Source organism: Escherichia sp. HH26CH (assembly GCF_009820205.1).
Classification (GTDB): domain Bacteria; phylum Pseudomonadota; class Gammaproteobacteria; order Enterobacterales; family Enterobacteriaceae; genus Escherichia; species Escherichia coli_F.
The window spans coordinates 162,824-189,045 of sequence record NZ_VNXM01000039.1; the positions used below are offsets into that span (position 1 = coordinate 162,824).

25 protein-coding genes and 1 pseudogene are annotated in these 26,222 nt (G+C 49.7%); 19 read left to right on the forward strand and 7 right to left on the reverse strand.

The features are described 5' to 3' along the window. Window positions 1-122: 122 nt before the first annotated feature. Window positions 123-1,049, reverse strand: coding sequence for a LysR family transcriptional regulator (locus FQ015_RS13590; protein ID WP_001307603.1), 927 nt, complete (start codon window positions 1,047-1,049; stop codon window positions 123-125). A gap of 156 nt (window positions 1,050-1,205) precedes the next feature. Here FQ015_RS13590 and FQ015_RS13595 point away from each other — a divergent pair, with 156 nt between their 5' ends. From FQ015_RS13595 to ykgO, 5 genes are all read left to right on the forward strand, one after another. Continuing rightward, the gene (locus FQ015_RS13595; RefSeq protein WP_000860032.1) at window positions 1,206-2,126 is read left to right on the forward strand and encodes an alpha/beta hydrolase; all 921 of its coding nucleotides are present in this window, start codon (window positions 1,206-1,208) and stop codon (window positions 2,124-2,126) included. Between the two features lie 244 nt (window positions 2,127-2,370). Further along, a complete protein-coding gene (locus tag FQ015_RS13600) occupies window positions 2,371-3,513 on the forward strand; it encodes an NADH-dependent flavin oxidoreductase (protein WP_160524169.1) in 1,143 nt (380 codons plus the stop codon). A gap of 472 nt (window positions 3,514-3,985) precedes the next feature. Further along, entirely contained in the window at window positions 3,986-4,087 is a 102-nt protein-coding gene (ykgR, locus tag FQ015_RS13605; RefSeq protein WP_032183332.1) for a small membrane protein YkgR, read from the forward strand. A 364-nt stretch (window positions 4,088-4,451) separates the two neighbouring features. Continuing rightward, window positions 4,452-4,715 (forward strand): type B 50S ribosomal protein L31, encoded by a 264-nt coding sequence (locus tag FQ015_RS13610; RefSeq protein ID WP_160524188.1) that lies wholly within the window; start codon window positions 4,452-4,454, stop codon window positions 4,713-4,715. Further along, complete coding sequence (gene ykgO, locus FQ015_RS13615; protein ID WP_000866436.1) at window positions 4,715-4,855, forward strand: type B 50S ribosomal protein L36; 141 nt, start codon at window positions 4,715-4,717, stop codon at window positions 4,853-4,855. The genes FQ015_RS13610 and ykgO overlap by 1 nt, the downstream gene beginning before the upstream one ends. Window positions 4,856-4,889: 34 nt before the next feature. Here the strand turns inward: ykgO and ykgL are convergent, their stop codons facing one another. Continuing rightward, window positions 4,890-5,117, reverse strand: coding sequence for a protein YkgL (ykgL, locus tag FQ015_RS13620; protein ID WP_160524170.1), 228 nt, complete (start codon window positions 5,115-5,117; stop codon window positions 4,890-4,892). Window positions 5,118-5,941: 824 nt separating this feature from the next. Between ykgL and ecpR the strand changes: the two genes are divergently transcribed. The 7 genes from ecpR to FQ015_RS13655 all read left to right on the forward strand — a co-directional run bounded on the left by ecpR (window position 5,942) and on the right by FQ015_RS13655 (window position 13,377). Continuing rightward, entirely contained in the window at window positions 5,942-6,484 is a 543-nt protein-coding gene (ecpR, locus tag FQ015_RS13625) for an ECP biosynthesis operon DNA-binding transcriptional regulator EcpR (protein ID WP_160524189.1), read from the forward strand. 74 nt (window positions 6,485-6,558) lie between these two features. After that, the gene (ecpA, locus tag FQ015_RS13630; RefSeq protein WP_160524171.1) at window positions 6,559-7,146 is read left to right on the forward strand and encodes a common pilus major fimbrillin subunit EcpA; all 588 of its coding nucleotides are present in this window, start codon (window positions 6,559-6,561) and stop codon (window positions 7,144-7,146) included. A 56-nt stretch (window positions 7,147-7,202) separates the two neighbouring features. Next, window positions 7,203-7,871, forward strand: a complete 669-nt coding sequence (ecpB, locus tag FQ015_RS13635; protein WP_000716391.1) for a fimbrial chaperone EcpB — start codon at window positions 7,203-7,205, stop codon at window positions 7,869-7,871. Window positions 7,872-7,896: 25 nt separating this feature from the next. After that, window positions 7,897-10,422: a fimbrial usher EcpC gene (gene ecpC / locus FQ015_RS13640; RefSeq protein WP_160524172.1), complete on the forward strand. Its 2,526-nt coding sequence runs from the start codon at window positions 7,897-7,899 to the stop codon at window positions 10,420-10,422. Further along, window positions 10,412-12,055 carry a fimbrial adhesin EcpD gene (ecpD, locus tag FQ015_RS13645; RefSeq protein WP_160524173.1) on the forward strand — a complete coding sequence of 548 codons (1,644 nt, stop codon included), beginning with the start codon at window positions 10,412-10,414 and terminating at the stop codon, window positions 12,053-12,055. Before ecpC ends, ecpD begins: the two co-directional genes overlap by 11 nt. After that, window positions 12,024-12,734, forward strand: a complete 711-nt coding sequence (ecpE, locus tag FQ015_RS13650; RefSeq protein WP_160524174.1) for a fimbrial chaperone EcpE — start codon at window positions 12,024-12,026, stop codon at window positions 12,732-12,734. The genes ecpD and ecpE overlap by 32 nt, the downstream gene beginning before the upstream one ends. A gap of 313 nt (window positions 12,735-13,047) precedes the next feature. Next, the gene (locus FQ015_RS13655; protein WP_001307600.1) at window positions 13,048-13,377 is read left to right on the forward strand and encodes a YkgJ family cysteine cluster protein; all 330 of its coding nucleotides are present in this window, start codon (window positions 13,048-13,050) and stop codon (window positions 13,375-13,377) included. Window positions 13,378-13,625: 248 nt separating this feature from the next. On the opposite strand, the gene FQ015_RS13660 is transcribed toward FQ015_RS13655, so the two are convergent. After that, window positions 13,626-14,240, reverse strand: coding sequence for a YagU family protein (locus tag FQ015_RS13660; RefSeq protein ID WP_001019923.1), 615 nt, complete (start codon window positions 14,238-14,240; stop codon window positions 13,626-13,628). A 406-nt stretch (window positions 14,241-14,646) separates the two neighbouring features. Between FQ015_RS13660 and paoA the strand changes: the two genes are divergently transcribed. The 4 genes from paoA to paoD are packed head-to-tail and all read left to right on the forward strand — an operon-like array spanning window position 14,647 to window position 19,450. Then, the gene (gene paoA / locus FQ015_RS13665) at window positions 14,647-15,336 is read left to right on the forward strand and encodes an aldehyde dehydrogenase iron-sulfur subunit PaoA (RefSeq protein ID WP_000070682.1); all 690 of its coding nucleotides are present in this window, start codon (window positions 14,647-14,649) and stop codon (window positions 15,334-15,336) included. Further along, window positions 15,333-16,289, forward strand: a complete 957-nt coding sequence (paoB, locus tag FQ015_RS13670; RefSeq protein ID WP_000643332.1) for an aldehyde oxidoreductase FAD-binding subunit PaoB — start codon at window positions 15,333-15,335, stop codon at window positions 16,287-16,289. The genes paoA and paoB overlap by 4 nt, the downstream gene beginning before the upstream one ends. Continuing rightward, window positions 16,286-18,484: an aldehyde oxidoreductase molybdenum-binding subunit PaoC gene (paoC, locus tag FQ015_RS13675; RefSeq protein WP_160524175.1), complete on the forward strand. Its 2,199-nt coding sequence runs from the start codon at window positions 16,286-16,288 to the stop codon at window positions 18,482-18,484. The genes paoB and paoC overlap by 4 nt, the downstream gene beginning before the upstream one ends. 9 nt (window positions 18,485-18,493) lie before the next feature. After that, on the forward strand, window positions 18,494-19,450 hold the full coding sequence (gene paoD / locus FQ015_RS13680) for a molybdenum cofactor insertion chaperone PaoD (protein ID WP_032183324.1): 957 nt from the start codon (window positions 18,494-18,496) through the stop codon (window positions 19,448-19,450). Window positions 19,451-19,628: 178 nt separating this feature from the next. On the opposite strand, the gene FQ015_RS13685 is transcribed toward paoD, so the two are convergent. Then, a complete protein-coding gene (locus FQ015_RS13685) occupies window positions 19,629-20,756 on the reverse strand; it encodes an MFS transporter (protein ID WP_160524190.1) in 1,128 nt (375 codons plus the stop codon). 141 nt (window positions 20,757-20,897) lie between these two features. Next, entirely contained in the window at window positions 20,898-21,956 is a 1,059-nt protein-coding gene (locus FQ015_RS13690; protein ID WP_160524191.1) for an alpha/beta hydrolase, read from the reverse strand. Window positions 21,957-22,220: 264 nt separating this feature from the next. Here FQ015_RS13690 and FQ015_RS13695 point away from each other — a divergent pair, with 264 nt between their 5' ends. Beyond that, a complete protein-coding gene (locus FQ015_RS13695; RefSeq protein ID WP_001119037.1) occupies window positions 22,221-23,105 on the forward strand; it encodes a LysR family transcriptional regulator in 885 nt (294 codons plus the stop codon). Window positions 23,106-23,331: 226 nt separating this feature from the next. After that, a pseudogene (ykgR, locus tag FQ015_RS24620) lies at window positions 23,332-23,400 on the forward strand (small membrane protein YkgR); the annotation flags it as partial. 403 nt (window positions 23,401-23,803) lie between these two features. On the opposite strand, the gene FQ015_RS13700 reads toward ykgR (FQ015_RS24620), so the two are convergent. After that, window positions 23,804-24,082, reverse strand: coding sequence for a hypothetical protein (locus FQ015_RS13700; protein WP_024166197.1), 279 nt, complete (start codon window positions 24,080-24,082; stop codon window positions 23,804-23,806). A 163-nt stretch (window positions 24,083-24,245) separates the two neighbouring features. Then, window positions 24,246-24,968, reverse strand: coding sequence for an SDR family oxidoreductase (locus tag FQ015_RS13705; protein WP_160524176.1), 723 nt, complete (start codon window positions 24,966-24,968; stop codon window positions 24,246-24,248). 98 nt (window positions 24,969-25,066) lie between these two features. Between FQ015_RS13705 and FQ015_RS13710 the strand changes: the two genes are divergently transcribed. Then, window positions 25,067-25,966, forward strand: a complete 900-nt coding sequence (locus tag FQ015_RS13710) for a LysR family transcriptional regulator (RefSeq protein WP_039021680.1) — start codon at window positions 25,067-25,069, stop codon at window positions 25,964-25,966. Window positions 25,967-26,222: the final 256 nt, after the last annotated feature.

Below are 26,222 nucleotides of genomic sequence, written 5' to 3' on the forward strand. Positions count from 1 at the left end.
ATTATGGCCGTATAGAAAATAAGTATTAATTATCAGAAAGTTTATTATGTAAACGCGTCCTAATGATTACGTTATTCCTCTTACCGATATTCGCCCAGAGCAACCATCAATTACACATATCATCAATTTTCGAGTTTTACTCTTTTCTCCACCATAAAATCAATAAAAGCACGAACTTTAGAGGGCATTCTCACCCGTGATGAAACATAAATATAAAATCCAGGAAATGAAACAGCCCAATCCTCAAGAATCGGCTGTAACTTGCCCGCATTGATATGTTCAGCGATTGCAAAATCCAGATGTTGAATGATACCCGTTCCATTCAGCGCCATTCGTATCATGCTTTCGTCATCATTAGAAATATACTTACCTGAAACCTCTATTTCGAACTCTTCATTCCCCCCCACAACATTAGAAAACTCCCATGCAGAGAGTGCACCGCTACTTTTATGCCGCAACCGAAGGCAATTATGGTTACTCAGTTCCTGAGGCGTTTCAGGAATACCGTGTTCTTTTAAATAATCTGGCGATGCCACAGTAACCAGTTTAATAAGCGGAGAAACAGGAACGGCAGTCATATGCTCATCCAGTCCTTGCTCAAGACGTATGCCCACATCACAGCCGTCCGCAATAATGTTAGATAAACCGTCATCCATAATGAGTTCTATCTTTGTTTTGGGGTAACGAGTAAGAAACTCGCCAATATGAGGCTCAACAAGCATCCGTGCTGCAACACGGGAGGAATTTATTCTCAACAGGCCTGTAGGTTCAAGTTGGGTATCACCAACATCTTTCAAAGCATCATCAATTTGCCCCAAAGCCGACACCAGCACTTCATACAGACGCTGTCCTTCCTCAGTAAGCGACATATTGCGGGTCGTACGGTATATCAGCTTGGTGTTAAGACGTTCCTCAAGAGATTTTAAATTCTGGGACAATGCGGCCCGTGTAATACCCATTTCAGAAGCGGCTCTGGAAAAACTGCCGGCACGAACAATCAGCGCAAACCAGGCAAGAGAAGGCAAAATTGAAGGCTCTATTTTCATCATTGTAAACCTTAACTTAACACTGTGATAGATATTAGACCATTGATGATAACCAATACAAGTCATACTATTACGCCGTTCTCGATATGAACACAAATGCCAGTTGCGGATAATAGAAATGATATTTAAATCTGTTTAGGCAAATCCCCGGAGCTTGAAATGAAAACTGTTTCGATAAAACACACTTACTGGGATATAGCTGCTGATATCTATTTCCCTGACGATTTTAATAGTGAAAAAAAGTATCCTGCCATTATCAGTGCCCATCCAATTGGAAGCTGCAAAGAACAGACATCGGGTAGTGTGTATGGTGCCGCCCTGGCAAAAGCTGGCTTTATCGTCATTGCTTTTGATGCCAGTTTTCAGGGAAGCAGCGGTGGAGAACCGCGTTATCTGGAAGATCCAACAATGCGAGTAAAAGACTTCAGCATTGTCGTTGATTACCTTACCACCTTACCTTACGTTGATGCCGGGCGTATTGGTGTACTGGGTATTTGTGGTGGAGGTGGATATGCCATTAATGCCGCAATGACAGAACGTCGGATTAAAGCCATTGGTACTGTCACGGGTGCTAACTACGGGCGTCTTATGCGTGAGGGATTTACAGCGTTTAATCCTATCGGAGCACTCGAAGCAATGGCGCAACAAAGAACAGACGAAGCTAACGGCGCAAAACTTCGCGTAGATGATTTGCTCCCTTCTTCTCCGGAAGCAGCTCTTGAAGCGGGATTAACAGAAATAGACCTTTTTGAAGCAACAGAATATTATCGTTCGCCACGAGGCTGTGCGCCTAATGGGGTAAATCGTTCGCTATTTTCACATCAGACTGTTGCCGTGGGCTGGGATGCTTTTCATCTTGCAGAAGTCCTGTTAACTCAACCACTAATGGTTGTAGTGGGCGATAGAGTGGGCGCTTTTGGTGCCTATCGTGACGGCTGCGAAATTATTGGTCGTGCAGCCTCAAAACATAAAGAGTTGGTCGTGGTTGAAGGTTATTCACATTACGACCTGTATGATAAGCCAGAACCTGTGAAACAGGCGCTCGATAAATTAATTCCTTTTTACAAAACACATTTGTAATAACCTTGCAGGGAGATTCATTATCTCCCTGACATTTATCCTTTATTGACTACACAACAATAATGAAATTACTCAAAAAGAAATTTCATTAAAGAAACAAAAAAGCAGTAACTCAATCATTAAGATTATTAGAAACCCTTTGAAGGGATTATAAATAAAGCCAGAAATCTTGGTTCCAAAGCTGGCAACAACTAACCAGTTAAAACATACGCATCAAAATCAGATAAACATTTGAGGTATTGTTATGACAAATAAACACCCATCATTGTTTTCTCCTTTTATGCTGACAGAAAAAATAAAGCTACGTAATCGTATCGTTATGGCTCCTATGACAACCTGGTCAGCTAATCCTGATGGAACCATCTCTGAGCAAGAACTCGAATTTTATAAACGTCGCTCACAAAATGTTGGTTTAGTAATAACAGGATGCACCTATGTCACGCCAAGCGGCATTGGGTTTACTCATGAATTTGCCGCGTATGACGACCGTTTCATTAACAGCCTTGAAAAGTTAGCTGCTGCAGCCAAAAGTGGCGGTGCTCCGGCTATTTTGCAGATTTTCCACGCCGGTAATAAAGCCATCCCGGAGCTTGTGCCAAATTACGATGTTATTAGTGCCAGCGCATCAAGCGTAAAATCTGGTGACTTTATGAAGAGAGTGGTACAAAGCAGGGAAATGACTGAAAACGAAATTCAGGAAACCATTAGAGCATTCGGAGATGTCACAAAAAGGGCGATTAAAGCAGGTTTTGATGGCGTTGAACTTCATGGTGCGCACGGATTCCTTCTGCAGAATTTCTTCTCCCCTCTATTTAACCAGCGTAATGACCGATGGGGAGGAGATCTTGAAGGACGTATGCGCTTCCCGCTGGCCGTATTACAGGAAGTAAAAAATGTAGTCTATGAATATGCGACAAAGCCCTTTGCCATCGGTTACAGAATATCTCCTGAAGAATCTGCAACAGGGGGGCTGCGGATAGAGGATACTTATAAACTCCTTGATCGGCTCATTTCATCCGGTATTTCGTATATACATACCTCGCTGGTCAGTATTAACGATAGCTACCCTGTTGAGTCGCCAAATGGCCCCCGAACTATTGAATTGATTTTAAATCATATTGCAGGCAGAGTGCCGGTAATCGCTGCAGGTAAAATACGCACACCGTCTCAGGCTCAAGAAGCAATTTCCGCTGGCCTGCCACTTGTTGCGATCGGTAAAGGGCTGGTGATAAATCCAGAATGGGTGACTTTAGCTGAATCAGGTAGAAGTCATGAAATTCAAACAGCCCTTAATCCACAACGCGTTCCTGAATTAACCATTCCGGATAAACTATGGGATCAAATTCAGGCATCGAAAGGAACTGGCTGGTTTCCGTTAATGGATTAAATATCTATTACTCTCCCGAGAGTAAAACTATCAAACCAATGAGTATCCGATACAGCCTCGCAAATTCTTTCAGATAATTAACCCGTCACTGCGGCACGTTCTCTCATAAAGCGTGCCTGCTGTGTAATCCAGTATGTATCCGGCATACTTGACGGTTTAATAGAACTCAATTCCTTTCCCAGGTTACCAACAACGATATCTTATATAACACCCCAGGAGATACGACATTATGATGAGATGAGGTATGCTCCTCAGCGCCAATCAACGCCAGGGCTGGGCCAGTTTTGAGATCAGACTCATTCCCGGACTGACTTCAGGCGACATATATCAATGACTTTGGGGCAATAAAAGATAGCCGATGTAATACATCCATTCAAATTTGTGATACATGTCAAAAAATTGGTTGACCAAACTCGTTATTTATATAAGGGCACTTACGAAGTGCACTCTTTTTTAAAGCGAGGAAGTACCAATGAAAGAGAATAAAGTACAGCAAATCAGTCATAAACTGATTAATATCGTTGTTTTGGTAGCAATTGTAGAATACGCCTATTTATTCCTCCATTTCTATTAATAACGGCAATAAACTGTTCATTTCAGCAATATTCAAAAGATGCATCCTCTCCCTTTTTTTTAAGTAATTATTATATCCGTGGGAGAGGAATACACGCTGTCAGGTAATCAATCAAACTGCGATAAATCATCGGCCAGTAAAGTGGAGATAGCCTCCATTCTCGAAAAATTCATACTCTCAGCGAAACCATCATCAATCACTCATCCAGGCGTTTATGGGAGCGTCGCCAATGGCTGCTAACAATGCCAGACTTCCCCGTTGCCGAAATTCCACATACCACAAATGGTCACAGGGATTGGGTGTTGAAATGATCCGGATGAGCATGTATCTTTATGGTTATGTTATAACATAACAGGTAAAAATGATGAAACCCAATATCCATCCTGAGTATCGTACTGTGGTATTCCATGACACCAGTGTTGATGAGTACTTTAAAATCGGCTCGACTATCAAAACAGACCGTGAGATTGAGCTGGATGGCGTAACGTATCCGTACGTGACAATTGATGTCTCTTCGAAATCGCACCCGTTCTATACAGGGAAGCTGAGAACAGTGGCATCAGAAGGAAATGTTGCACGGTTCACCCAACGTTTTGGTCGTTTTGTTAGCTCGAAAAAGGGGGCGTGATGAAAGTTCTTAACTCTCTGCGTACCGCAAAAGAACGCCATCCAGACTGTCAGATTGTGAAGCGAAAAGGACGGCTGTATGTGATTTGTAAATCTAATCCACGTTTTAAGGCCGTTCAGGGGCGTAAGAAAAAGCGTTGATTCAAAATCCGACGGATTAACGATATTTGTCTGATTAATAATCAGACCGGATTAATGTTGGTGTATTGATTACACCAACATTAATTTTCCTGGAAATATATTCTTTAAGTTCATTTAAGGCCAACTGCCTGACGTTTCTCTCTGAATATTCCATTATATTCATGTTGATTTGTTGACCAACTTCTCCCCTGTATGCTGGTATCAACTCTCTTTTAGACTGAACAAGCCACTCCGCCCCCTCCCTTTGCGGAGCAGCCTGCATTTACACTCAAACTGTTAAGATGATAAATGTGGTAAATCTGTTGGTACTAACATAAAAACGTTTACGCCACAGGAACAGCCTGATCCACCAGTAACCCCATCGCCGACGTTCGAGTGCCAGTTAGAGTAACGCGCACAGATGACTGCACGCAGTGCCCTGTCAAAGAGGCCATCGTTCCTGTGACAGCTGGCAGCCTTCGTTTAACTTCACTTAATTTGGCTCTTGGGGGGCTTACCGAACAGATGACGTACTTACACCCGTTCAATTTTCCATCACTTATTGGAATGAACACTTATAACCATTTTGTGCGGCATGTTAATCCATTAAAATATCTTACTGATTGGCAAATCTTCTTTAATGATGGCCAATAATAGTTTTATGTTCTATTTATTATCATTAAAACTTGTTTTTTTACTAGTCGAGCACAAAACGCATTAAGACTATTCCTAACACCTCAGGGCAAAGTTCCTGGCTAATATAAAATGCAAGTAAGAATTGAACGTTATATTGCCAATAACCTTATGAAACTGAATGTCTTTTTCTTCTTATCAAAAAAGCAATATTTTCATTTTTAGTAAATATTGACTTAACCATGGAATTCCTTTTCTGTTCACATATTGACACTCATCAGGAAAAAAACATAAATTTAAGCCCAATCGAAAATAATTAAAACTTAATCTCGTATAACCTATATTGATATGTGCTACGTATCTTATTTACTTCCGATTTACTAACAACACTGAATGTACCTGTAAAAATTACAGGTTTGGAAAGTAGTGACATGGCAAAATGATTACAGCAGGGACTATGAGGTTAAAAACCATATGGAATATCAAAACCGTTCTGATAAATACATCTGGTCTCCCCATGACGCCTACTTCTATAAAGGACTCTCTGAACTGATTGTGGATATCGACAGATTAATTTATCTATCGCTGGAGAAAATTAGAAAAGATTTCGTGTTTATCAATCTCAATACGGATTCTTTAACTGAGTTTATAAACCGTGATAACGAATGGTTATCCGCGGTAAAGGGGAAACAGGTCGTATTGATTGCGGCCAGAAAGTCAGAAGCCTTAGCAAATTATTGGTATTACAACAGCAATATTAGGGGCGTGGTATACGCTGGGCTGAGTCATGATATTAGAAACGAATTGGCCTATGTGATTAATGGCAGGTTTCTCAAAAAAGATATTAAGAAAGATAAAATCACTGACCGGGAAATGGAAATTATCCGCATGACGGCCCAGGGAATGCTGCCTAAATCGATTGCCAGAATTGAAAATTGTAGTGTGAAGACAGTGTATACCCATCGGCGTAATGCTGAGGCCAAGCTGTACTCAAAAATATATAAGTTGGTTCCGTAAACTCCAGGCAAGTTAGTTTTAAAAAATGACTCACAGGGACATCATGTCCTCAATTTAACTCGGGAAGAAAAGCAATGAAAAAAAAGGTTCTGGCAATAGCTCTGGTAACGGCGTTTACCGGCATGGGTGTAGTGCAGGCTGCTGACGTAACAGCTCAGGCTGTAGCGACCTGGTCGGCAACAGCCAAAAAAGACACAACCAGTAAGCTGGTTGTGACGCCGCTCGGTAGTCTGGCGTTCCAGTATGCCGAAGGCATTAAAGGTTTTAACTCACAGAAAGGTCTATTTGACGTGGCTATTGAGGGTGACTCAACGGCTACCGCCTTTAAACTGACCTCACGTCTTATCACCAACACCTTAACCCAGTTGGATACCTCAGGTTCCACACTGAATGTGGGCGTGGATTATAACGGCGCGGCAGTCGAAAAAACTGGCGATACCGTGATGATCGATACCGCTAACGGCGTACTGGGAGGCAACCTTAGCCCGCTGGCTAACGGCTACAATGCCAGCAATCGTACCACCGCACAGGATGGTTTCACCTTCTCCATCATCAGCGGTACCACCAATGGTACCACCGCAGTAACCGATTACAGCACTCTACCGGAAGGCATCTGGAGCGGCGACGTTAGCGTACAGTTCGACGCTACCTGGACCAGTTGATCTCTTTGATGTACCAGCAGGGGTAGCCCCCTGCTTTATTCCTGGACGGAATTGTTATGAAAAAGCACCTTCTGCCTCTCGCTCTGCTGTTTGCCGGAATATCTCCGGCCCAGGCGCTGGATGTCGGCGATATATCATCGTTTATGAACAGTGACAGCAGCACGCTGAGCAAAACAATCAAAAACAGTACCGACAGTGGTCGCCTCATCAATATCCGTCTCGAACGGCTCTCTTCACCGCTTGACGACGGGCAGGTTATCGCAATGGACAAGCCGGATGAGTTGCTACTCACTCCCGCCAGCTTGCTGCTACCCGCCCAAGCCAGCGAAGTGATCCGCTTCTTCTATAAGGGACCAGTAGATGAAAAAGAGCGCTACTACCGCATTGTCTGGTTTGATCAGGCCCTCAGTGATGCGCAGCGCGATAATGCCAACCGCAGCGCTGTAGCCACTGCTTCCGCCCGCATCGGCACCATTCTGGTCGTCGCCCCCCGCCAGGCGAACTACCGCTTTCAGTACGCCAACGGCTCCCTGACAAATACAGGAAATGCGACGCTGCGGATCCTCGCCTATGGCCCCTGCCTGAAAGCCGCCAATGGTAAGGAGTGTAAAGAGAACTACTACCTGATGCCGGGCAAGTCGCGTCGTTTTACCCGCGTGGACACGGCGGATAACAAAGGACGGGTTGCACTTTGGCAGGGTGATAAGTTCATTCCCGTGAAATAGATAGCTGTGCAGATGGATAACGACAATGCCTTTACGACGGTTCTCCCCAGGACTGAAAGCCCAGTTTGCCTTCGGCATGGTCTTTTTGTTCGTTCAACCCGATGCCAGCGCTGCTGACATAAGCGCGCAGCAAATAGGTGGGGTGATTATTCCGCAGGCCTTCAGTCAGGCGCTTCAGGACGGCATGAGCGTCCCGCTCTATATTCATCTTGCCGGTAGCCAGGGTCGCCAGGACGATCAGCGAATCGGCAGCGCTTTTATCTGGTTGGATGATGGACAGTTACGCATCCGGAAAATACAGCTGGAAGAGAGTGAAGATAACGCCAGTGTCAGCGAACAAACTCGACAGCAGCTGATGGCTCTGGCGAACACCCCGTTCAATGAGGCCCTTACCATCCCCCTGACTGACAACGCGCAGTTGGATCTCAGCTTGCGCCAACTGCTGCTGCAGCTGGTGGTCAAGCGCGAAGCACTGGGCACCGTACTACGCTCACGTAGCGAAGACATCGGGCAATCCAGTGTTAACACCCTCAGCAGTAACCTGAGCTATAACTTCGGCATCTATAACAACCAGTTGCGTAACGGCGGGAACAATACATCCAGCTATCTGTCGCTAAATAACGTGACAGCACTGCGCGAACATCATGTGGTACTCGACGGCTCGCTGTATGGGATCGGTAGCGGTCAACAGGACAGTGAATTATATAAAGCGATGTATGAACGCGATTTTGCTGGTCACCGATTTGCCGGTGGAATGCTCGACACCTGGAACTTGCAGTCCTTAGGGCCGATGACCGCCATTTCAGCAGGGAAGATTTACGGCCTTTCCTGGGGAAACCAGGCCAGCTCCACCATCTTCGACAGCAGCCAGTCGGCCACGCCAGTGATCGCCTTTTTACCTGCAGCGGGCGAAGTACATCTCACCCGTGATGGGCGGTTACTGAGCGTTCAGAACTTCACCATGGGCAATCATGAAGTGGATACCCGGGGTCTACCGTACGGTATTTACGATGTGGAAGTTGAGGTCATCGTTAACGGTCGCGTGATTAGCAAACGCACCCAGCGGGTCAATAAGCTGTTTAGCCGGGGGCGCGGCGTCGGTGCGCCACTGGCGTGGCAAATATGGGGCGGTAACTTTCATATGGATCGCTGGTCGGAAAACGGGAAAAAGACGCGACCAGCTAAAGATAGCTGGCTAGCAGGTGCCTCGAGCTCCGGCTCACTGAGTACGCTTAGCTGGGCGGCAACGGGATATGGGTACGATAATCAGGCAGTGGGTGAAACCCGTCTGACGCTGCCGCTTGGGGGAGCAATCAACGTTAACCTGCAAAACATGCTGGCCAGTGACAGCTCATGGAGCAATATCGGCAGCATCAGCGCCACACTACCGGGAGGCTTCAGTTCGCTGTGGGTTAACCAGGAGAAAACCCGCATTGGCAATCAATTGCGGCGTAGCGATGCCGACAACCGTGCAATCGGCGGCACACTCAACCTGAACTCACTGTGGTCGAAGCTGGGCACATTCAGCATCAGCTACAATGATGACCGCCGCTACAACAGCCATTATTACACGGCAGATTACTATCAAAGTGTTTACAGCGGTACCTTTGGTTCGCTTGGCCTGCGAGCCGGTATTCAGCGCTATAACAACGGCGACAGCAGCGCCAATACAGGGAAATATATCGCTCTCGATCTCTCGCTACCTCTGGGCAACTGGTTTAGCGCAGGGATGACCCATCAAAACGGCTACACCATGGCAAACCTGTCAGCACGCAAACAGTTTGATGAAGGGACCATTCGCACTGTTGGTGCCAATCTGTCACGAGCCATCTCCGGCGATACCGGTGATGACAAAACCCTCAGCGGTGGGGCGTATGCACAGTTCGACGCTCGTTACGCCAGCGGAACGCTGAACGTCAATAGCGCGGCGGACGGCTACGTCAATACCAACTTGACCGCCAATGGCAGCGTCGGCTGGCAGGGTAAAAACATCGCTGCCAGCGGGCGGACTGATGGCAACGCTGGGGTGATATTCAACACCGGGCTGGAGGACGACGGTCAGATCAGCGCCAAAATCAACGGGCGGATTTTCCCGCTTAACGGCAAGCGTAACTATCTCCCGCTCTCTCCCTATGGAAGATATGAGGTGGAGTTACAGAACAGCAAAAACTCACTCGACAGCTACGATATCGTCAGCGGCCGCAAAAGCCATCTGACCCTCTATCCAGGCAATGTCGCCGTCATTGAGCCAGAGGTGAAGCAGATGGTTACCGTCTCCGGTCGTATCCGTGCAGAAGACGGCACACTGCTGGCTAACGCACGGATTAACAACCATATCGGCCGAACCCGAACCGATGAAAACGGCGAGTTTGTCATGGACGTGGATAAGAAATACCCCACTATCGATTTTCGCTACAGTGGCAATAAAACCTGCGAAGTGGCACTGGAACTCAACCAGGCGCGCGGTGCCGTCTGGGTCGGTGATGTGGTCTGCAGCGGCCTCTCATCGTGGGCGGCGGTGACGCAGACAGGAGAAGAGAATGAGAGTTAACCTACTGATAGCGATGATAATCTTTGCGCTATTCTGGCCAGCAACCGCGCTCAGAGCTGCAGTGAGCAAAACAATCTGGGCGGATGCACCGGCACGCGAGTTTGTGTTTGTCGAAAACAACTCAGACGACAACTTTTTCGTCACGCCTGGCGGGGCGCTGGATCCGCGCCTGACCGGTGCCAACCGCTGGACCGGTTTAAAATACACTGGCTCAGGAACCATCTATCAACAAAGCCTCGGCTACATTGATAACGGTTACAACACCGGACTTTATACCAACTGGAAGTTTGATATGTGGCTGGATAATTCGCCGGTTTCATCTCCTTTAACTGGCTTGCACTGCATCAACTGGTACACAGGGTGTAATATGACCACCAGTCTTATCCTGCCGCAAACCACCGACGCCAGTGGATTTTATGGCGCGACGGTGACCAGCGGCGGCTCGAAGTGGATGCACGGCATGTTGTCAGACGCGTTTTACCAGTATCTGCAACAAATGCCCGTTGGCAGCAGCTTTACGATGACCATCAATGCCTGCCAAACCTCAGTGAACTATGACGCCAGCAGCGGCGCGCGCTGTAAGGATCAGGCCTCCGGCAACTGGTATGTTCGCAACGTCACCCATACGAAAGCAGCAAATTTGCGGTTGATAAATACCCATTCGCTGGCGGAGGTATTTATCAACAGCGACGGAGTACCGACTCTGGGCGAAGGGAACGCCGACTGCCGGACGCAAACCATCGGCAGCCGTTCAGGATTAAGTTGTAAGATGGTTAACTATACCCTGCAAACAAACGGGCTCAGCAACACCTCAATCCATATATTCCCGGCGATCGCCAACTCGTCGTTAGCCTCGGCCGTCGGGGCGTACGATATGCAGTTCAGTCTGAATGGCAGTTCATGGAAACCGGTGAGCAATACCGCCTATTACTACACCTTCAACGAGATGAAGAGCGCAGACTCGATCTATGTTTTCTTCTCGAGCAACTTCTTTAAGCAGATGGTGAACCTGGGGATCAGCGATATCAACACCAAAGATCTATTCAACTTTCGCTTTCAGAACACCACATCACCGGAGTCTGGCTGGTATGAATTTTCTACCTCCAACACGCTGATTATCAAACCCCGTGATTTCAGCATCAGTATTATCTCCGATGAATATACTCAGACACCGTCGCGAGAGGGATATGTCGGCATCGGCGAACCGGCACTCGATTTCGGCTATATCGTAACCACCAGCGGTAAAACAGCTGCCGACGAAGTGCTGATCAAGGTGACCGGACCCGCGCAGGTGATTGGCGGGCGCTCCTATTGTGTCTTCAGCTCCGATGACGGTAAGGCGAAAGTACCGTTCCCGGCGACGCTTTCCTTTATTACCCGCAACGGAGCTACAAAAACCTACGATGCCGGGTGCGATGATAGCTGGCGGGATATGACCGATGCGCTGTGGCTAACCACACCGTGGACTGATATCTCTGGCGAAGTGGGGCAGATGGATAAGACCACAGTCAAATTTTCGATTCCAATGGATAACGCCATTTCGCTGCGTACGGTAGATGATAACGGCTGGTTTGGCGAAGTCAGCGCTTCAGGAGAGATTCATGTTCAGGCGACGTGGCGTAACATTAACTAAGACCCTGCTGACAGTGGTCTGTATGCTGGCGACACCTTTGACACAGGCGATTTCGGTCGGCAATCTGACTTTTTCACTGCCGTCCGAGACTGACTTTGTCAGCAAACGTGTAGTGAATAACAACAAAAGCGCGCGGATATACCGTATTGCCATCAGTGCCATCGATAGTCCAGGCAGCAGTGAATTGCGCACTCGACCGGTGGATGGTGAACTGCTTTTCGCTCCCCGCCAGCTGGCGTTGCAGGCTGGTGAGAGTGAGTATTTTAAATTTTACTATCATGGTCCACAGGATAACCGCGAGCGCTACTACCGGGTCTCATTTCGCGAGGTCCCCACTCGCAACCAGACAAGACGCAGCCCAACCGGCGGCGAGGTCAGCACGGAGCCGGTGGTGGTGATGGATACCATTCTGGTAGTACGACCTCGTCAGGTTCAGTTTAAATGGTCCTTCGACCAGGTGACAGGAACGGTAAGTAACACCGGCAACACGTGGTTTAAGCTACTGATTAAACCAGGATGTGATTCGACCGAAGAGGAAGGCGACGCCTGGTACCTACGTCCGGGAGACGTAGTTCATCAGCCTGCGTTACGTCAGCCGGGGAATCATTATCTGGTCTATAACGACAAATTCATTAAGATTAGCGATTCCTGTCCTGCTAAGCCCCCTTCGGCGGACTAAGACTTATCCATCGGACGAGGGAAGAATTCCACCTCAGAGACTCAAATAATCGTTTAAATGATGTGGAAGCGATCGTCAATGTCACCTGTAATGATGGGCTTTCTCATATGTACACCATAGTGTTCAGGAGACACGGAAAGGTGCCAGGCAGCCTGCTAACGAGTGGTTTCTTCACGAATTAGTACGTAAAATCGGTAACGGCTGGAAATCATTCAATACTCACACTATCGAAAGTTCCCCAGCCAACCGCGGTACGTTCTTACATACGATGTAACGCTGTTCTCTTTACGATTTATAGCTGTACTGGTGAATTATGAGCAATCTGAATCCATGCATGACGTGTGGTGCCTGTTGTGCATTTTTCCGCGTCTCTTTTTACTGGGCCGAAGCCGACGATGCTGGCGGTACCATTCCCGCCAGGCTCACTGAACAAATATCCCCTTTTCACCGATGCATGAGCGGTACCAATCAGAAAAACCCCCGATGTATTGCCCTTGCAGGAACACCGGGCAAAAATGCCTGCTGCACGATATATAAAAATCGATCGTCCACGTGCAGAGAATTCGCCATGTCTGGTGAGAACGGAGAAGTCAATGAGGCTTGCAATCGTGCAAGAGCTAAATACGGGCTGACACCGTTATAAATATGCAATAATTAATTGCACTGCCCCGCCAGCTATAATCGCGGGGCTTCGTTTTTCAGGGATAACAAAACCCGAAACTTCTTCCATCTGCCAGCAACAATGCCTCTTCCTCTATAGTGTTCTCCGGATCTACAGCATCCTGAAGTAGCGCGATGTACTCACTGGCTATCTGCATCAGAAAGTTAAAAACAATGTTTTTAACCTATAAAAATGGCGCTGTATTTGCGCCATTTTTATCATTCAATGCATTATCTGTTTGAGCCTAAAGGGATCTCAGGGTCTGGCTCATGAGTAATTCTGTTTCGTAAATCTCTGCGAATAATTTCAATGGACCAGAACCAGACTAAATGTCCAAAAATTTCAGAAACATTCTCATACCACGGGAGATCAAACAGAGGTGGCGTCAGTCCCATGAGAGGGAATGAAATCATATGAACAAAAAGTTGGGCTAAAGCACCTGCCAGTAAGCCCTGCCAGAGTTTAATTTTTGGAAATACTTCAGCGACCACACAATAACCGACAGCAAACACTATCGAAAAGATAATGTGCGTAACACCAACCCAGTTAAAGACATGCCCGGCAAAGGTATAAACAGCCGAATTTGGATCTGTCAGCCCCAGCCAGTCTCGAAGAAAAATATACGGAGGATTGAGAAAATTACGGGAGCAATCAATTTGCCCAGCAGCCCTGATTAATGATTCCGGGCCACACGCTGCATTAAACATATCCACCGGGCTACGTGGCGGCAATGGAACTTCAGCCCCCCACTTCACAAATGCGGAAACAACGCCAGCAATCAGCCCAATGAATGCAGCAAGACCATAACGTCTGCGGTTCGGTGGTGTTTGTTCAAATATATTCATATTTACCCTGTTTGTTTAATTATGTTGTACACCTCTTCAGGAGTATTCATAAAACAAGATAAATGTAAAGAACTGTATTGTTTTGTATAACCACATGGTTACCTAATCGCCAATTAATATAAGCACCATCATTTCTCCCTATTTTTATGTTAGAAGTGACAACGATTTACAGGGTGATGCAGAGCTGACAATCACAGGTTTCCTTATCGGTTTTTGCATCGCACAACTAAAGCAATAAACTAGCTCCCGTCATCGGCGAATATGAATTAATTAGCCGGGCTCATAGCTGCACTCGCGTTTTAAGAATAATCCTCCTGCTCTCACCGACTATGCTTAACGTTTAAAAAAGCATCAACACTCTCGCAACGCACTCTTATTTTCCCCTTTAGAATACCGGAGGCCTGGTATGAGCAACCAAGGCGAATACCCCGAAGATAATCGGGTTGGGAAGCACGAGCCGCACGATTTTAGTTTGACCCGTCGCGATCTGATTAAAGTGAGCGCCGCAACGGCGGCGACCGCCGTGGTTTATCCTCATTCTACGCTTGCGGCAAGCGTTCCGGCAGCTACACCCGCGCCAGAGATAATGCCCCTGACACTTAAGGTGAACGGCAAAACCGAGCAGCTTGAGGTGGATACCCGAACCACGCTACTGGACGCTTTGCGTGAAAATCTGCATCTGATCGGTACCAAGAAAGGTTGCGATCACGGACAGTGCGGAGCCTGTACCGTGCTGGTCAATGGTCGCAGGCTTAATGCCTGCCTGACGCTGGCAGTCATGCATCAGGGGGCCGAGATCACCACCATTGAAGGCCTGGGTTCACCAGAGAATCTTCACCCCATGCAGGCGGCCTTTATCAAGCATGATGGCTTCCAGTGCGGCTACTGCACCTCCGGGCAAATTTGCTCATCAGTAGCGGTGCTAAAAGAGATTCAGGACGGCATTCCCAGTCACGTCACGGTCGATTTGGTTTCCCCTCCAGAAAGAACTGCCGATGAGATCCGTGAACGTATGAGCGGCAACATCTGTCGCTGTGGTGCATACGCTAACATCCTTGCCGCCATTGAAGACGCTGCGGGGGAGATAAAATCATGAAGGCGTTTACCTATGAACGTGTGAACACCCCTGCCGAGGCGGCACTTAGCGCTCAGCGCGTACCCGGCGCAAAATTTATCGCTGGCGGGACCAATCTGCTGGACCTGATGAAGCTGGAAATTGAAACGCCAACCCACCTTATCGATGTGAACGGGCTCGGGCTCGATAAGATTGAAGTGACCGACGCGGGTGGGCTGCGCATCGGCGCACTGGTACGGAACACCGACCTGGCGGCTCACGAGCGCGTGCGTCGTGATTACGCGGTACTCTCCCGCGCTCTGCTCGCTGGCGCGTCTGGTCAGTTACGTAATCAGGCAACCACCGCAGGTAATCTGCTCCAGCGCACGCGCTGCCCCTATTTTTACGACACCAATCAGCCCTGCAATAAGCGCCTGCCCGGGAGCGGCTGCGCGGCACTTGAAGGCTTTAGCCGTCAGCACGCGGTGGTAGGCGTAAGCGAAGCCTGCATTGCCACCCATCCGAGCGATATGGCGGTCGCAATGCGGTTGCTGGATGCGGTGGTGGAAACCATCACGCCGGAGGGAAAAACTCGCAGTATCACACTGGCTGATTTTTATCACCCACCGGGGAAAACGCCGCACATTGAAACCGCCCTGCTTCCCGGTGAGCTTATCGTTGCGGTGACGTTACCTCCGCCGCTCGGCGGAAAACATATCTACCGCAAGGTGCGCGATCGCGCCTCCTACGCCTTTGCCCTGGTATCGGTCGCGGCGATTATTCAGCCTGACGGCAGCGGGCGCGTCGCGCTGGGCGGAGTAGCACATAAGCCCTGGCGCATTGAGGCTGCGGATGCTCAGCTATCCCAGGGGGCGCAGGCCGTGTATGACGCGCTGTTCGCCAGCGCCCATCCCACCGCTGAAAATACCTTTAAACTCCTGTTGGCGAAGCGAACGCTTGCCTCCGTACTGGCTGAAGCGAGGGCACAGGCATGAAATTTGATAAACCCGCAGGGGAAAACCCGATCGATCAGCTGAAGGTTGTCGGTCGTCCCCATGACCGCATCGACGGACCGCTGAAAACTACCGGCACGGCACGCTACGCCTACGAATGGCATGAAGAAGCCCCCAACGCCGCCTATGGCTATATCGTCGGTTCCGCCATTGCCAAAGGACGCCTCACCGCCCTTGATACGGACGCCGCGCAAAAAGCGCCGGGCGTACTGGCTGTCATTACCGCCAGTAACGCTGGGGCACTCGGCAAAGGCGACAAAAACACCGCCAGGCTGTTAGGCGGCCCCACTATTGAGCACTATCATCAGGCCATTGCGCTGGTAGTGGCCGAGACCTTCGAACAGGCGCGAGCGGCGGCCTCGCTGGTGCAGGCGCACTATCGCCGTAATAAAGGAGCTTACTCCCTGGCGGACGAGAAACAGGCCGTCAGTCAGCCGCCGGAAGACACGCCCGATAAAAACGTTGGTGACTTTGACGGGGCTTTCACCTCCGCTGCGGTGAAAATTGATGCTACATACACGACCCCGGACCAGAGCCATATGGCGATGGAGCCGCATGCCTCGATGGCCGTCTGGGATGGAAATAAGCTTACCCTCTGGACCTCAAATCAGATGATTGACTGGTGCCGCACCGATCTGGCAAAAACGCTGAAAGTGCCCGTGGAGAATGTGCGTATTATCTCCCCGTATATCGGCGGAGGGTTTGGCGGCAAGCTATTCCTGAGAAGCGATGCGCTGCTGGCGGCCCTCGCCGCCCGTGCGGTGAAACGTCCGGTTAAAGTGATGCTCCCCCGCCCCACTATTCCCAATAACACCACGCACCGCCCCGCCACCCTTCAGCACCTGCGTATCGGTGCCGACCAGAGCGGGAAAATCACCGCTATCTCACATGAAAGCTGGTCCGGAAACCTGCCCGGCGGCACGCCGGAAACGGCGGTACAGCAAAGCGAATTACTCTACGCAGGGGCAAACCGTCATACCGGCCTGCGGCTCGCCGCGCTTGATTTGCCAGAAGGGAACGCCATGCGTGCGCCCGGCGAAGCCCCCGGTCTGATGGCGCTCGAAATCGCGATCGACGAACTGGCGGAAAAAGCGGGCATCGATCCCGTCGAGTTTCGCATCCTGAATGACACTCAGGTTGACCCCGCCGACCCGACGCGCCGCTTCTCTCGCCGTCAGCTTATCGAGTGCTTGCGCACCGGAGCGGATAAATTTGGCTGGAAGCAGCGCAACGCCACACCCGGACAGGTGCGCGACGGGGAGTGGCTAGTCGGCCACGGTGTTGCGGCGGGCTTTCGCAATAATCTGCTGGAAAAATCGGGTGCTCGGGTTCACCTCGAACAAAATGGCACCGTTACCGTAGAAACGGACATGACCGACATTGGCACCGGCAGCTACACCATTCTGGCCCAGACGGCAGCGGAAATGCTTGGCGTACCGCTGGAGCAGGTTGCGGTTCACCTCGGCGATTCCAGTTTCCCGGTTTCTGCGGGTTCTGGTGGACAATGGGGCGCGAATACCTCCACCTCCGGCGTTTACGCCGCCTGTGTGAAACTTCGCGAAATGATTGCCTCGGCGGTCGGGTTTGATCCTGAGCAGTCGCGGTTTGCCGACGGCAAGATTACCAACGGTACCCGAAGCGCCACGCTACATGAGGCCACCGCAGGCGGCAGACTGACAGCGGAAGAGAGCATTGAGTTCGGCACTCTCAGCAAGGAGTACCAGCAATCGACCTTTACCGGGCATTTTGTGGAGGTCGGCGTGCATAGCGCGACGGGAGAAGTTCGGGTCCGGCGTATGCTCGCCGTGTGCGCAGCGGGGCGCATTCTGAATCCGAAAACTGCACGCAGCCAGGTCATTGGCGCGATGACTATGGGCATGGGCGCGGCACTTATGGAGGAGCTGGCGGTAGATGACCGTTTGGGCTACTTCGTTAATCACGATATGGCGGGGTATGAGGTGCCGGTTCATGCGGATATCCCAAAACAGGAGGTGATTTTCCTGGATGATACCGACCCCATCTCCTCCCCGATGAAGGCCAAAGGTGTCGGTGAGCTGGGCCTGTGCGGCGTGAGCGCGGCTATCGCCAACGCGGTGTATAACGCCACCGGTATTCGGGTACGGGATTATCCCATCACTCTGGATAAGCTGCTCGATAAACTGCCGGATGTGGTTTAAGGAGGAACAATGTCATACTCGCTTTTTGACAAAGACGAGCACTGGCATAAGCCAGAGCAGGCGTTTCTCACCGATGACCACCGGACCATTCTGCGCTTCGCCGTAGAGGCGCTAATGTCCGGTAAAGGAGCGGTGCTGGTGACGCTGGTGGAGATACGCGGCGGCGCGGCGCGCCCGCTCGGAGCACAGATGGTGGTGCGCGAAGATGGTCGTTACTGCGGTTTTGTCTCTGGCGGCTGCGTGGAGGCCGCTGCCGCTTTTGAAGCGCTGGAGGTGATGGGCTCAGGCTGCGATCGCGAAATTCGCTATGGCGAAGGTTCGCCGTGGTTTGACATCGTTCTGCCCTGCGGCGGTGGGATCACGCTGACGCTCCATAAACTACGCTCGGCACAGCCTCTGCTCGCCGTGCTGAACCGCCTGGAACAGAGAAAACCGGCGGGTCTGCACTACGATCCGCAAGCTCAATCGCTGGTGTGCCTGCCCACGCAAACCCGAACGGGCTGGAATCTCAATGACTTTGAGGTGGGGTTCAGGCCATGCGTCAGGCTGATGATTTACGGACGTTCTCTTGAGGCGCAGGCAACCGCGAGTCTTGCAGCAGCCACAGGCTATGACAGCCATATCTTCGATCTTTTTCCGGCCTCAGCCAGCGCTCAGATCGATACCGATACGGCGGTCATTTTGCTGTGCCATGATCTCAACCGGGAGCTGCCAGTGTTGCAGGCCGCGCGAGAGGCAAAACCCTTTTATCTCGGCGCATTGGGCAGCTATCGAACCCACACGTTACGTCTGCAAAAGCTCCACGAGCTAGGATGGTCCAGGGAGGAGACAGCGCAAATCCGGGCACCCATCGGGATATTCCCCAAAGCCCGGGATGCGCATACTCTGGCACTCTCCGTGCTGGCAGAAGTCGCTTCTGTACGTCTCCATCAGGAGGAGGATTCATGCCTGCCCCCGTCGTCGTGATCCTTGCGGCCGGGCGTGGAGAGCGCTTTCTCGCCTCCGGGGGAAATACCATAAATTAAGAGAAAAATCTGCAGTAGCCGTTTTAGAAAATCACCTAAATCGTTTAAAAGAGCGCCCAACCCATAGTGGGCGCTCATCGCCTTGTGTAACTTATTCAGCAACGCGCGCCCTCGCCGGACTAAAGCGCACCGGCCTTCTGGCGTGCGGTAACAAAGGTCAGTACGCCAGCGCAAAGGAGCAGCACGCAACTCATAGCAAACGTGCTCTGCCAGCCAAGGCGGTCAAACACAATGCCTCCTGCCGTTGATCCAAGGGCGATGGCGAGCTGAATCACCGCGACCATGAGCCCGCCTCCGGCTTCGGCGTTGTCAGGCAACGTACGCGCAATCCATGTCCACCATCCGGTTGGCGCGGCGGTGGCCAGCATGCCCCAGAGTCCTAACAGCAACGAAACCGTCCAGACCAGATGCCCGGTCAGCATCAGGCCGATGGCAATGACGGCCATCAACCCAGGTATGGCCATCAGCGTAGGGTAGAATTTTCTGTTGAGGAATGTCGAAACAACCAGCGTGCCGATAAAACCGGCTACTCCGATAATCAGCAAAATCAACGACAAGCCTGAGGAATCAACCAGCGTCACGGTCTCCAGGAACGGGCGCACATAGGTAAATAGCGCAAACTGCCCCATAAAAAACAGGCCGCAGGCCAGCATGCCAACCGCAACCACGCGGCGGCTAAGTATGCGGAATACATCGCCAGGTGACGTGCGGCTTTTATTCGCATCCATACTGGGCAGGCTGATGCACTGCCAGATAAAGGCGACCACCGCGATGGGCACCAGGCACAAGAAAGCGCCTCGCCATCCGACCGTGGCACCCAGATAGCTTCCCAGCGGCGCGGCCACGACCGTCGCCAGCGCATTACCGGCATTGAAAATCGCCAGCGCACGCGTGACCTGTTGCTGCGGCACCAGACGAATCGCCGTTGCCGCAGACATCGACCAGAATCCGCCAATCGCCACACCAATCATCGCGCGACCGATCATATACATCAGATAACTGGAAGCCAGCGCAATAATAAGCCCCGATACGGCCATCAGAACCGTCATCCCCAGCAGCAGGAATTTACGATTCATCTTTCCTGCTAGCGTTGAAAGCGTCAGGCTGGTCAGAACCGCCAGTGCGCCGGAGATAGCAATCCCCTGCCCAGCCAACCCCTCCGTCACGCCTAAATCGCGGGCAATCGGCGTGAGCAGGCTGACGGGCATAAATTCAGAAGCAATCAGCACAAACACGCACAGGGTCATGGCAAAAATACCGCCCCAGTATGCGCGCTGATGATGAGGTGATGGTGTTTGGTTTAGCGTCGACATAGTGAAATTTCACGAAGGCCAGGATAAAAGCCACCAGCCTATGGCCGGTGGCTTTGCATCAATTCAGGAGAGGTTTTATTTCAGTTTGGTCTGGAAAAATTGTTCGAACTTCGCGAAAGGTATTTTTCCGGCCACGTTATCGTACAGATCCACGTGATTTGCCCCAGGCACCACCACCAGCTCTTTGTCTTTACTACCGACCGCCTTGTAAGCATCTTCAGCAAAATAGCGTGAATGCGCTTTTTCACCAGTCACAATCAGCGTCGGGATGGTGATTTCACTGGCGTAGCTCAGCAGCAGCATATTCATAAATGATATCGGCATCGTTGCCGTCCACGCCCCGGTCGAGTTAACGGAACGTTCGTGGAAGCCGCGCGGCATGCGATAGTAGTCAAAGAACTCTTTCAGTACCGGATGTGGATTTGCCGGCAGCGTTTCTGGCAGAACGCGCTCGCCCGCGCTGACCTTGCCGTTGCTATCGACGTTAATATCATGACCACCGTGAGCGAACGTTCCGCTCTGCGCATCCTTCCAGCGCTGTTCATTCAGATATTGCAGAACAGCACGACGGTCGGCGGTAGAATAACGGTCTTTGCCATCCCCCACACCATGGCCCATCGCCCGGCTCATGTCATACATCACGCTGGTAGCTACCGCTTTAACGCGGGTATCCATCGCCGCGTCGTTCAGCGCCATGCCGCCCCAGCCACAAATACCGAGCAGCCCGATACGGTTGCGATCTACTTCTTTTTGCAGCCCTAAGAAATCCACCGCCGCGCTGAAATCTTCAGTGTTGATATCCGGTGAGGCGACGTTTCGCGGATAGCCGCCGCTTTCCCCGGTGTAAGAAGGATCGAACGCCAGGGTAACAAACCCTCGTTCCGCCAGCGTCTGCGCATACAAGCCGCTGGATTGCTCTTTCACCGCGCCAAATGGCCCACTGACCGCAATCGCCGCCAGCTTGCGATCGCCACGGTCTTTAGGCAGGTAAAGATCGCCCACTAAGGTGATGCCATATCGGTTCGGGAACGAGACTTTACGGTGATCGACTTTCTGGCTCTCGGCGAACGTTTTATCCCATTTATCTGTCATGGACACAGGGGCATTAGGATTGGTTGAATCAGCATAACTCATTGTCGTGACTCCACTTAATGATGCGAAAAGCAGCATGGTCGGCATCGCGGTTTTTAGCGTTCGGGTGAAGGCTTTCATAAAAATCCCCATAAAAAACAACAGAGAGATACAGGTTTCCGACGGACAACACTGCGGTGCTTTACTTTGATGGGGTCATTATAGTGAGCAGAATTAGTGCTGATTAGGGGGCGATTAATGCTAAGATTAATACCATATTGTTATAAATTAATGCGGAGATTGCCGGCATGAAGGGGGGATGTTTCAATGGCGAAAAGGGAGAACTACAACGAGCTGTACCTGTTTATGCAGGTGGTGCGGGAAGGCAGCTTTACCGCAGCGGCTCAGCGGCTGGGTCTTGCTCAGTCAGGAGTCAGCCGTTCTGTTCGCGAGCTTGAAGAAAGGCTCGGCGTCCAGCTGCTAGTGCGCACCACGCGTAAACTGTCGCTGACGCAAGCAGGCGAGCAGCTCTACCAGAAGACGGCATCTGGATTTGAAATGTTAGATCTTGGGCTTGCCACACTGGCGCACTATCGAGAGACGCCCTCCGGCACGGTGCGTATCAATGCCAGCCAGCACGCGATTGATAAATGCCTGCTGCCAAAGCTGGCGGTATTTAAACAGCGATATCCTGATATCCGGCTTGAACTGATAAATGAGAGCCGGTTCGTCGATATCATCGAGGAAAGATTCGATGCTGGTGTCCGCCTGGGGCCTGAAGTCGGCCAGGGTATGGTCGCGGTACGCATCACGCCCGATATGGAGATGGCAATTGTGGGGACTCCGGAACATTTTCGTCGCTATGGTTTTCCGCAAACCCCGGCGGATTTAAAGGCGCATCCCTGTATCGCCTATCAGTTTGCCGATGGCAGCGTATACCAGTGGGAACTCAATCAGGATGATAAAAAAATCACTCATCGCCCTGAAGGGCAATGGGCCCTATCCGACAGCTATATGGAAGCAGAAGCCGCACGGCTGGGCCTCGGATTGGCCTATGTCCCTGTTGAATTGGTCGCTGATGATTTAGAACACGGTAAGCTTATCAGAGTGTTGCAGCGTTACAGCCTGCGAATGGAGGGATTGTTTCTCTATTACCCTCATCGCAACGTCTCCCCCGCTCTGCGGATGGTCATTGATACATTGAAAATCTGAACGTTAACAACGACCGACTCTTCACTGTGCAATATTGTGTCAGGTAGTCATTCTGCGTTCAATTCCAGGGGCCGCTTTGAGCGAAGAGCGGACTTATCTGTACAAGGGGACTATCCAGTAATGGAGATCACCCAAAAGAAAAAAGTACCTGGCTCCCTCGACAACCTTCATCCGGGAATTTAGCCTCAATCAACATTTTTATATCTGTCAGGTTACTTCATTATGAAAACCGATCAATATCGTTGTTTTTTTTGCAATAGTAGAATACGCCTATTTATTCCTCCATCTCTATTAATAACGGCAATAAACTATTTACTTCACTGATATTTAAAATATATATCCTTTTCAAGCTGTTCAGCGGCGTAAGAAAAAGTATTAATTATGAATTCGACGATTTAACCATTTCTGTCTGATTGGTAATCATCCGTGATTAATGCTGGTCTATTGATTACGCCAGCATTAACCGCTTAGGGATGTATTCTTCCTGATCATATACATCCCTCGAAAAAGAGAGAAAATAAAACTGTGTCCAATATTACTCTACCACTCCAGACCGAAGCATCGGTAGAATTAGCAGAACGACTGGTAAAATAGATTGGGATAGCGTCATTTGTCAGGTATTCCATTGCCTGACAAATGACAATTTTGAGTCAATAGACGTGCTTCTTGATCATGTCTTACAAATTATACCATGAGCCTTATGAAGCATCATTTTTACTGACTGGTGTTAACTTTGCTATCATATAAACTCTGTTCTTAAAAAACGCGCCCAGAATTTTATATGATTTCCCTTGTTTTTCTGCCTGTAAAGAAATTTCTTTTTCAGTGCTGTTAATGGTTGAACCGACGGCAGTAATCGTTTTGGCGACGCTACTGAATGATAATAAAGACAGTGTAACCACAACAATTAAAGAACAGATAGTATTCACGTTAATTCTCCTGACAATTGAGAGGGTGAGTTTTATATACATAGGTATTAAACATGAGTCATATTTACTCCAAGAGAAAACACTCCTTCTGTAATTAAACCTTCATCTCCTTCGGGGTGAGCAATACATAATGCATCTTGCTATGCAAAACAGGTGGATATAAATTTTCCTCCCGACCTATTTAATAAAACGTGAATATAAAAGTTATTCTTCAGTTTGCAGATGCAGTAGGTCTGATGGTAATTTCGGTTGTATCAACGCTTTCGGGAGATTCAATAATATGCCTTACAGCACGGGCAATATCCGCGGGTTGAAGTGCAACAGAACGGTAGGCGTTCATTGACTTCATGGTTTCCACATGGGTAATGGTTGAAGCCAGTTCACTTTCTACAACCCCAGGATTTACGCAGGTCACACGGATTTTCGAGCTTTCCTGCCGTAAGCCATCAGAAATAGCCCGTACTGCAAATTTTGATGCGCAATAGACTGCGCCTGTGGGCACAACAGAAAGGGCACCAATAGAACCAAGATTGATTATCTGACCGGAACCCTGTGCTTCCATCACCGGAAGTACAGCGCCAATTCCCCAAAGTACGCCTTTGATATTCACGTCAATAGTGAGCTCCCATTCATTTTGTTTTCCTGCTGCAAGCGGTGAAAGCGGCATAACGCCCGCATTATTGATAAGAACATCAACTCGCCCCCAGCTATCCAGCGCTGCTTGCACGAAATCTGCCATGGACTGTCGGTCTGTGACATCCAACTCCCGCGCTTTAGCAATTCCTCCTGCGCGGCAGATTTCTTTTGCAATGGCTTCGATACGCTCAAGTCTGCGTGCTCCCAGTAAAACCTTTGCACCTGTCGTTCCCAGCTCTCTGGCAATACCTTCCCCAATACCACTTGATGCGCCGGTGATTAATATGACCTTATCCATTACGTTCTCCTTCAAATGTGTTCGGAGAGATAATAGAACTTTATGATTGGTTCCAGTATCCTGCTTTCAATGTACTCAATGGTTAGCGGCATTAAACAATGAAAATCGATCTTAATCTTTTACCCATTTTTATCGCGGTAGCAGAAGAGAGTAATTTCAGTAAAGCCGCCGCACGACTGGGCGTTACCCGTTCAGCGGTCAGTCAGGGAATAAGACGTCTTGAAGATGCATTCGGGACAATGCTTGTAATGCGGACCACGCGCTCAGTTAATTTGACGGAAACGGGAGAACGGCTGCATAAATCGTTGTCATTACCTTTATCCGGTATTGAGGCAGCGTTCGAAGAGATGGTCTCTGACCATGTACCACGTGGACATCTCAGAATCGCGGTGACGTCGATAGCAGAAGAATTTCTTTCAGGTCCGCTAATCGCTTCGTTTGCAGCTGCCAATCCAGCCGTTACGCTTGATATTGTTGTCACGGATGAGGAATTCGATATCGTTGCCGCAGGTTACGATGCTGGCGTAAGGCTCGGAGAGGTCATTGAAAAAGACATGATTGCTGTTCCCCTTACCGGTAAGCAGCGTGAAATGGTCGTTGCCTCTCCCTCCTATCTCGCAGCCAACAGCACACCTGTTCATCCGCGCGAACTTGTGAATCATAAGTGTATCGGCTGGCGTCAGTCCCCGGAGGTTGCGCCTTATCGCTGGCCATTTGAAGAAAACGGTAGAGCTTTCGACCTTGCGATTGAACCGCAGATTACGACGAATGATCTGCGTCTGATGTTGAGGCTGGCTCTTGCCGGCGGAGGAATAACAATTGCCACTCAGGAAACGTTCAGGCCATATATTGAAAGCGGTAAGCTTGTATCGCTGCTTGATGACTTTCTTCCACAATTTCCGGGCTTCTATCTGTATTTCCCACAGCGTCGCAATATTGCACCAAAGCTCCGCGCCCTGATTGACCACGTCAAGGAATGGCGGCAGCAATTGGCTTAAATGTCTGCACCTGCACTGCCTGATGTCAGAACAGTATTTTGAGAAATTGCCAGGGTTACAATGGCAGAAATATGGCACAGGAGAAAGGCGTGGTGTAATTGAATGTGAGGTAACTTATTGATTTTAATGGTGCGATAATAGGAACAAAACAAACAATAAAAATACATTGATATATAAAGATATTTTCCAATTACACCTTTGAAGATACCCCCAAAAGTACCCCCAAACAATTTTCTCTCACCACCATTTGCACATA

Coding starts and splice junctions, on each gene's coding strand:
- FQ015_RS13590 (WP_001307603.1), bottom strand. CDS start 1,049: ATGATGAAAATAGAGCCTTCAATTTTGCCTTCTCTTGCCTGGTTTGCG.
- FQ015_RS13595 (WP_000860032.1), top strand. CDS start 1,206: ATGAAAACTGTTTCGATAAAACACACTTACTGGGATATAGCTGCTGAT.
- FQ015_RS13600 (WP_160524169.1), top strand. CDS start 2,371: ATGACAAATAAACACCCATCATTGTTTTCTCCTTTTATGCTGACAGAA.
- ykgR (WP_032183332.1), top strand. CDS start 3,986: ATGAAAGAGAATAAAGTACAGCAAATCAGTCATAAACTGATTAATATC.
- FQ015_RS13610 (WP_160524188.1), top strand. CDS start 4,452: ATGAAACCCAATATCCATCCTGAGTATCGTACTGTGGTATTCCATGAC.
- ykgO (WP_000866436.1), top strand. CDS start 4,715: ATGAAAGTTCTTAACTCTCTGCGTACCGCAAAAGAACGCCATCCAGAC.
- ykgL (WP_160524170.1), bottom strand. CDS start 5,117: ATGCAGGCTGCTCCGCAAAGGGAGGGGGCGGAGTGGCTTGTTCAGTCT.
- ecpR (WP_160524189.1), top strand. CDS start 5,942: ATGGAATATCAAAACCGTTCTGATAAATACATCTGGTCTCCCCATGAC.
- ecpA (WP_160524171.1), top strand. CDS start 6,559: ATGAAAAAAAAGGTTCTGGCAATAGCTCTGGTAACGGCGTTTACCGGC.
- ecpB (WP_000716391.1), top strand. CDS start 7,203: ATGAAAAAGCACCTTCTGCCTCTCGCTCTGCTGTTTGCCGGAATATCT.
- ecpC (WP_160524172.1), top strand. CDS start 7,897: ATGCCTTTACGACGGTTCTCCCCAGGACTGAAAGCCCAGTTTGCCTTC.
- ecpD (WP_160524173.1), top strand. CDS start 10,412: ATGAGAGTTAACCTACTGATAGCGATGATAATCTTTGCGCTATTCTGG.
- ecpE (WP_160524174.1), top strand. CDS start 12,024: ATGTTCAGGCGACGTGGCGTAACATTAACTAAGACCCTGCTGACAGTG.
- FQ015_RS13655 (WP_001307600.1), top strand. CDS start 13,048: ATGAGCAATCTGAATCCATGCATGACGTGTGGTGCCTGTTGTGCATTT.
- FQ015_RS13660 (WP_001019923.1), bottom strand. CDS start 14,240: ATGAATATATTTGAACAAACACCACCGAACCGCAGACGTTATGGTCTT.
- paoA (WP_000070682.1), top strand. CDS start 14,647: ATGAGCAACCAAGGCGAATACCCCGAAGATAATCGGGTTGGGAAGCAC.
- paoB (WP_000643332.1), top strand. CDS start 15,333: ATGAAGGCGTTTACCTATGAACGTGTGAACACCCCTGCCGAGGCGGCA.
- paoC (WP_160524175.1), top strand. CDS start 16,286: ATGAAATTTGATAAACCCGCAGGGGAAAACCCGATCGATCAGCTGAAG.
- paoD (WP_032183324.1), top strand. CDS start 18,494: ATGTCATACTCGCTTTTTGACAAAGACGAGCACTGGCATAAGCCAGAG.
- FQ015_RS13685 (WP_160524190.1), bottom strand. CDS start 20,756: ATGACCCTGTGCGTGTTTGTGCTGATTGCTTCTGAATTTATGCCCGTC.
- FQ015_RS13690 (WP_160524191.1), bottom strand. CDS start 21,956: ATGAGTTATGCTGATTCAACCAATCCTAATGCCCCTGTGTCCATGACA.
- FQ015_RS13695 (WP_001119037.1), top strand. CDS start 22,221: ATGGCGAAAAGGGAGAACTACAACGAGCTGTACCTGTTTATGCAGGTG.
- FQ015_RS13705 (WP_160524176.1), bottom strand. CDS start 24,968: ATGGATAAGGTCATATTAATCACCGGCGCATCAAGTGGTATTGGGGAA.
- FQ015_RS13710 (WP_039021680.1), top strand. CDS start 25,067: ATGAAAATCGATCTTAATCTTTTACCCATTTTTATCGCGGTAGCAGAA.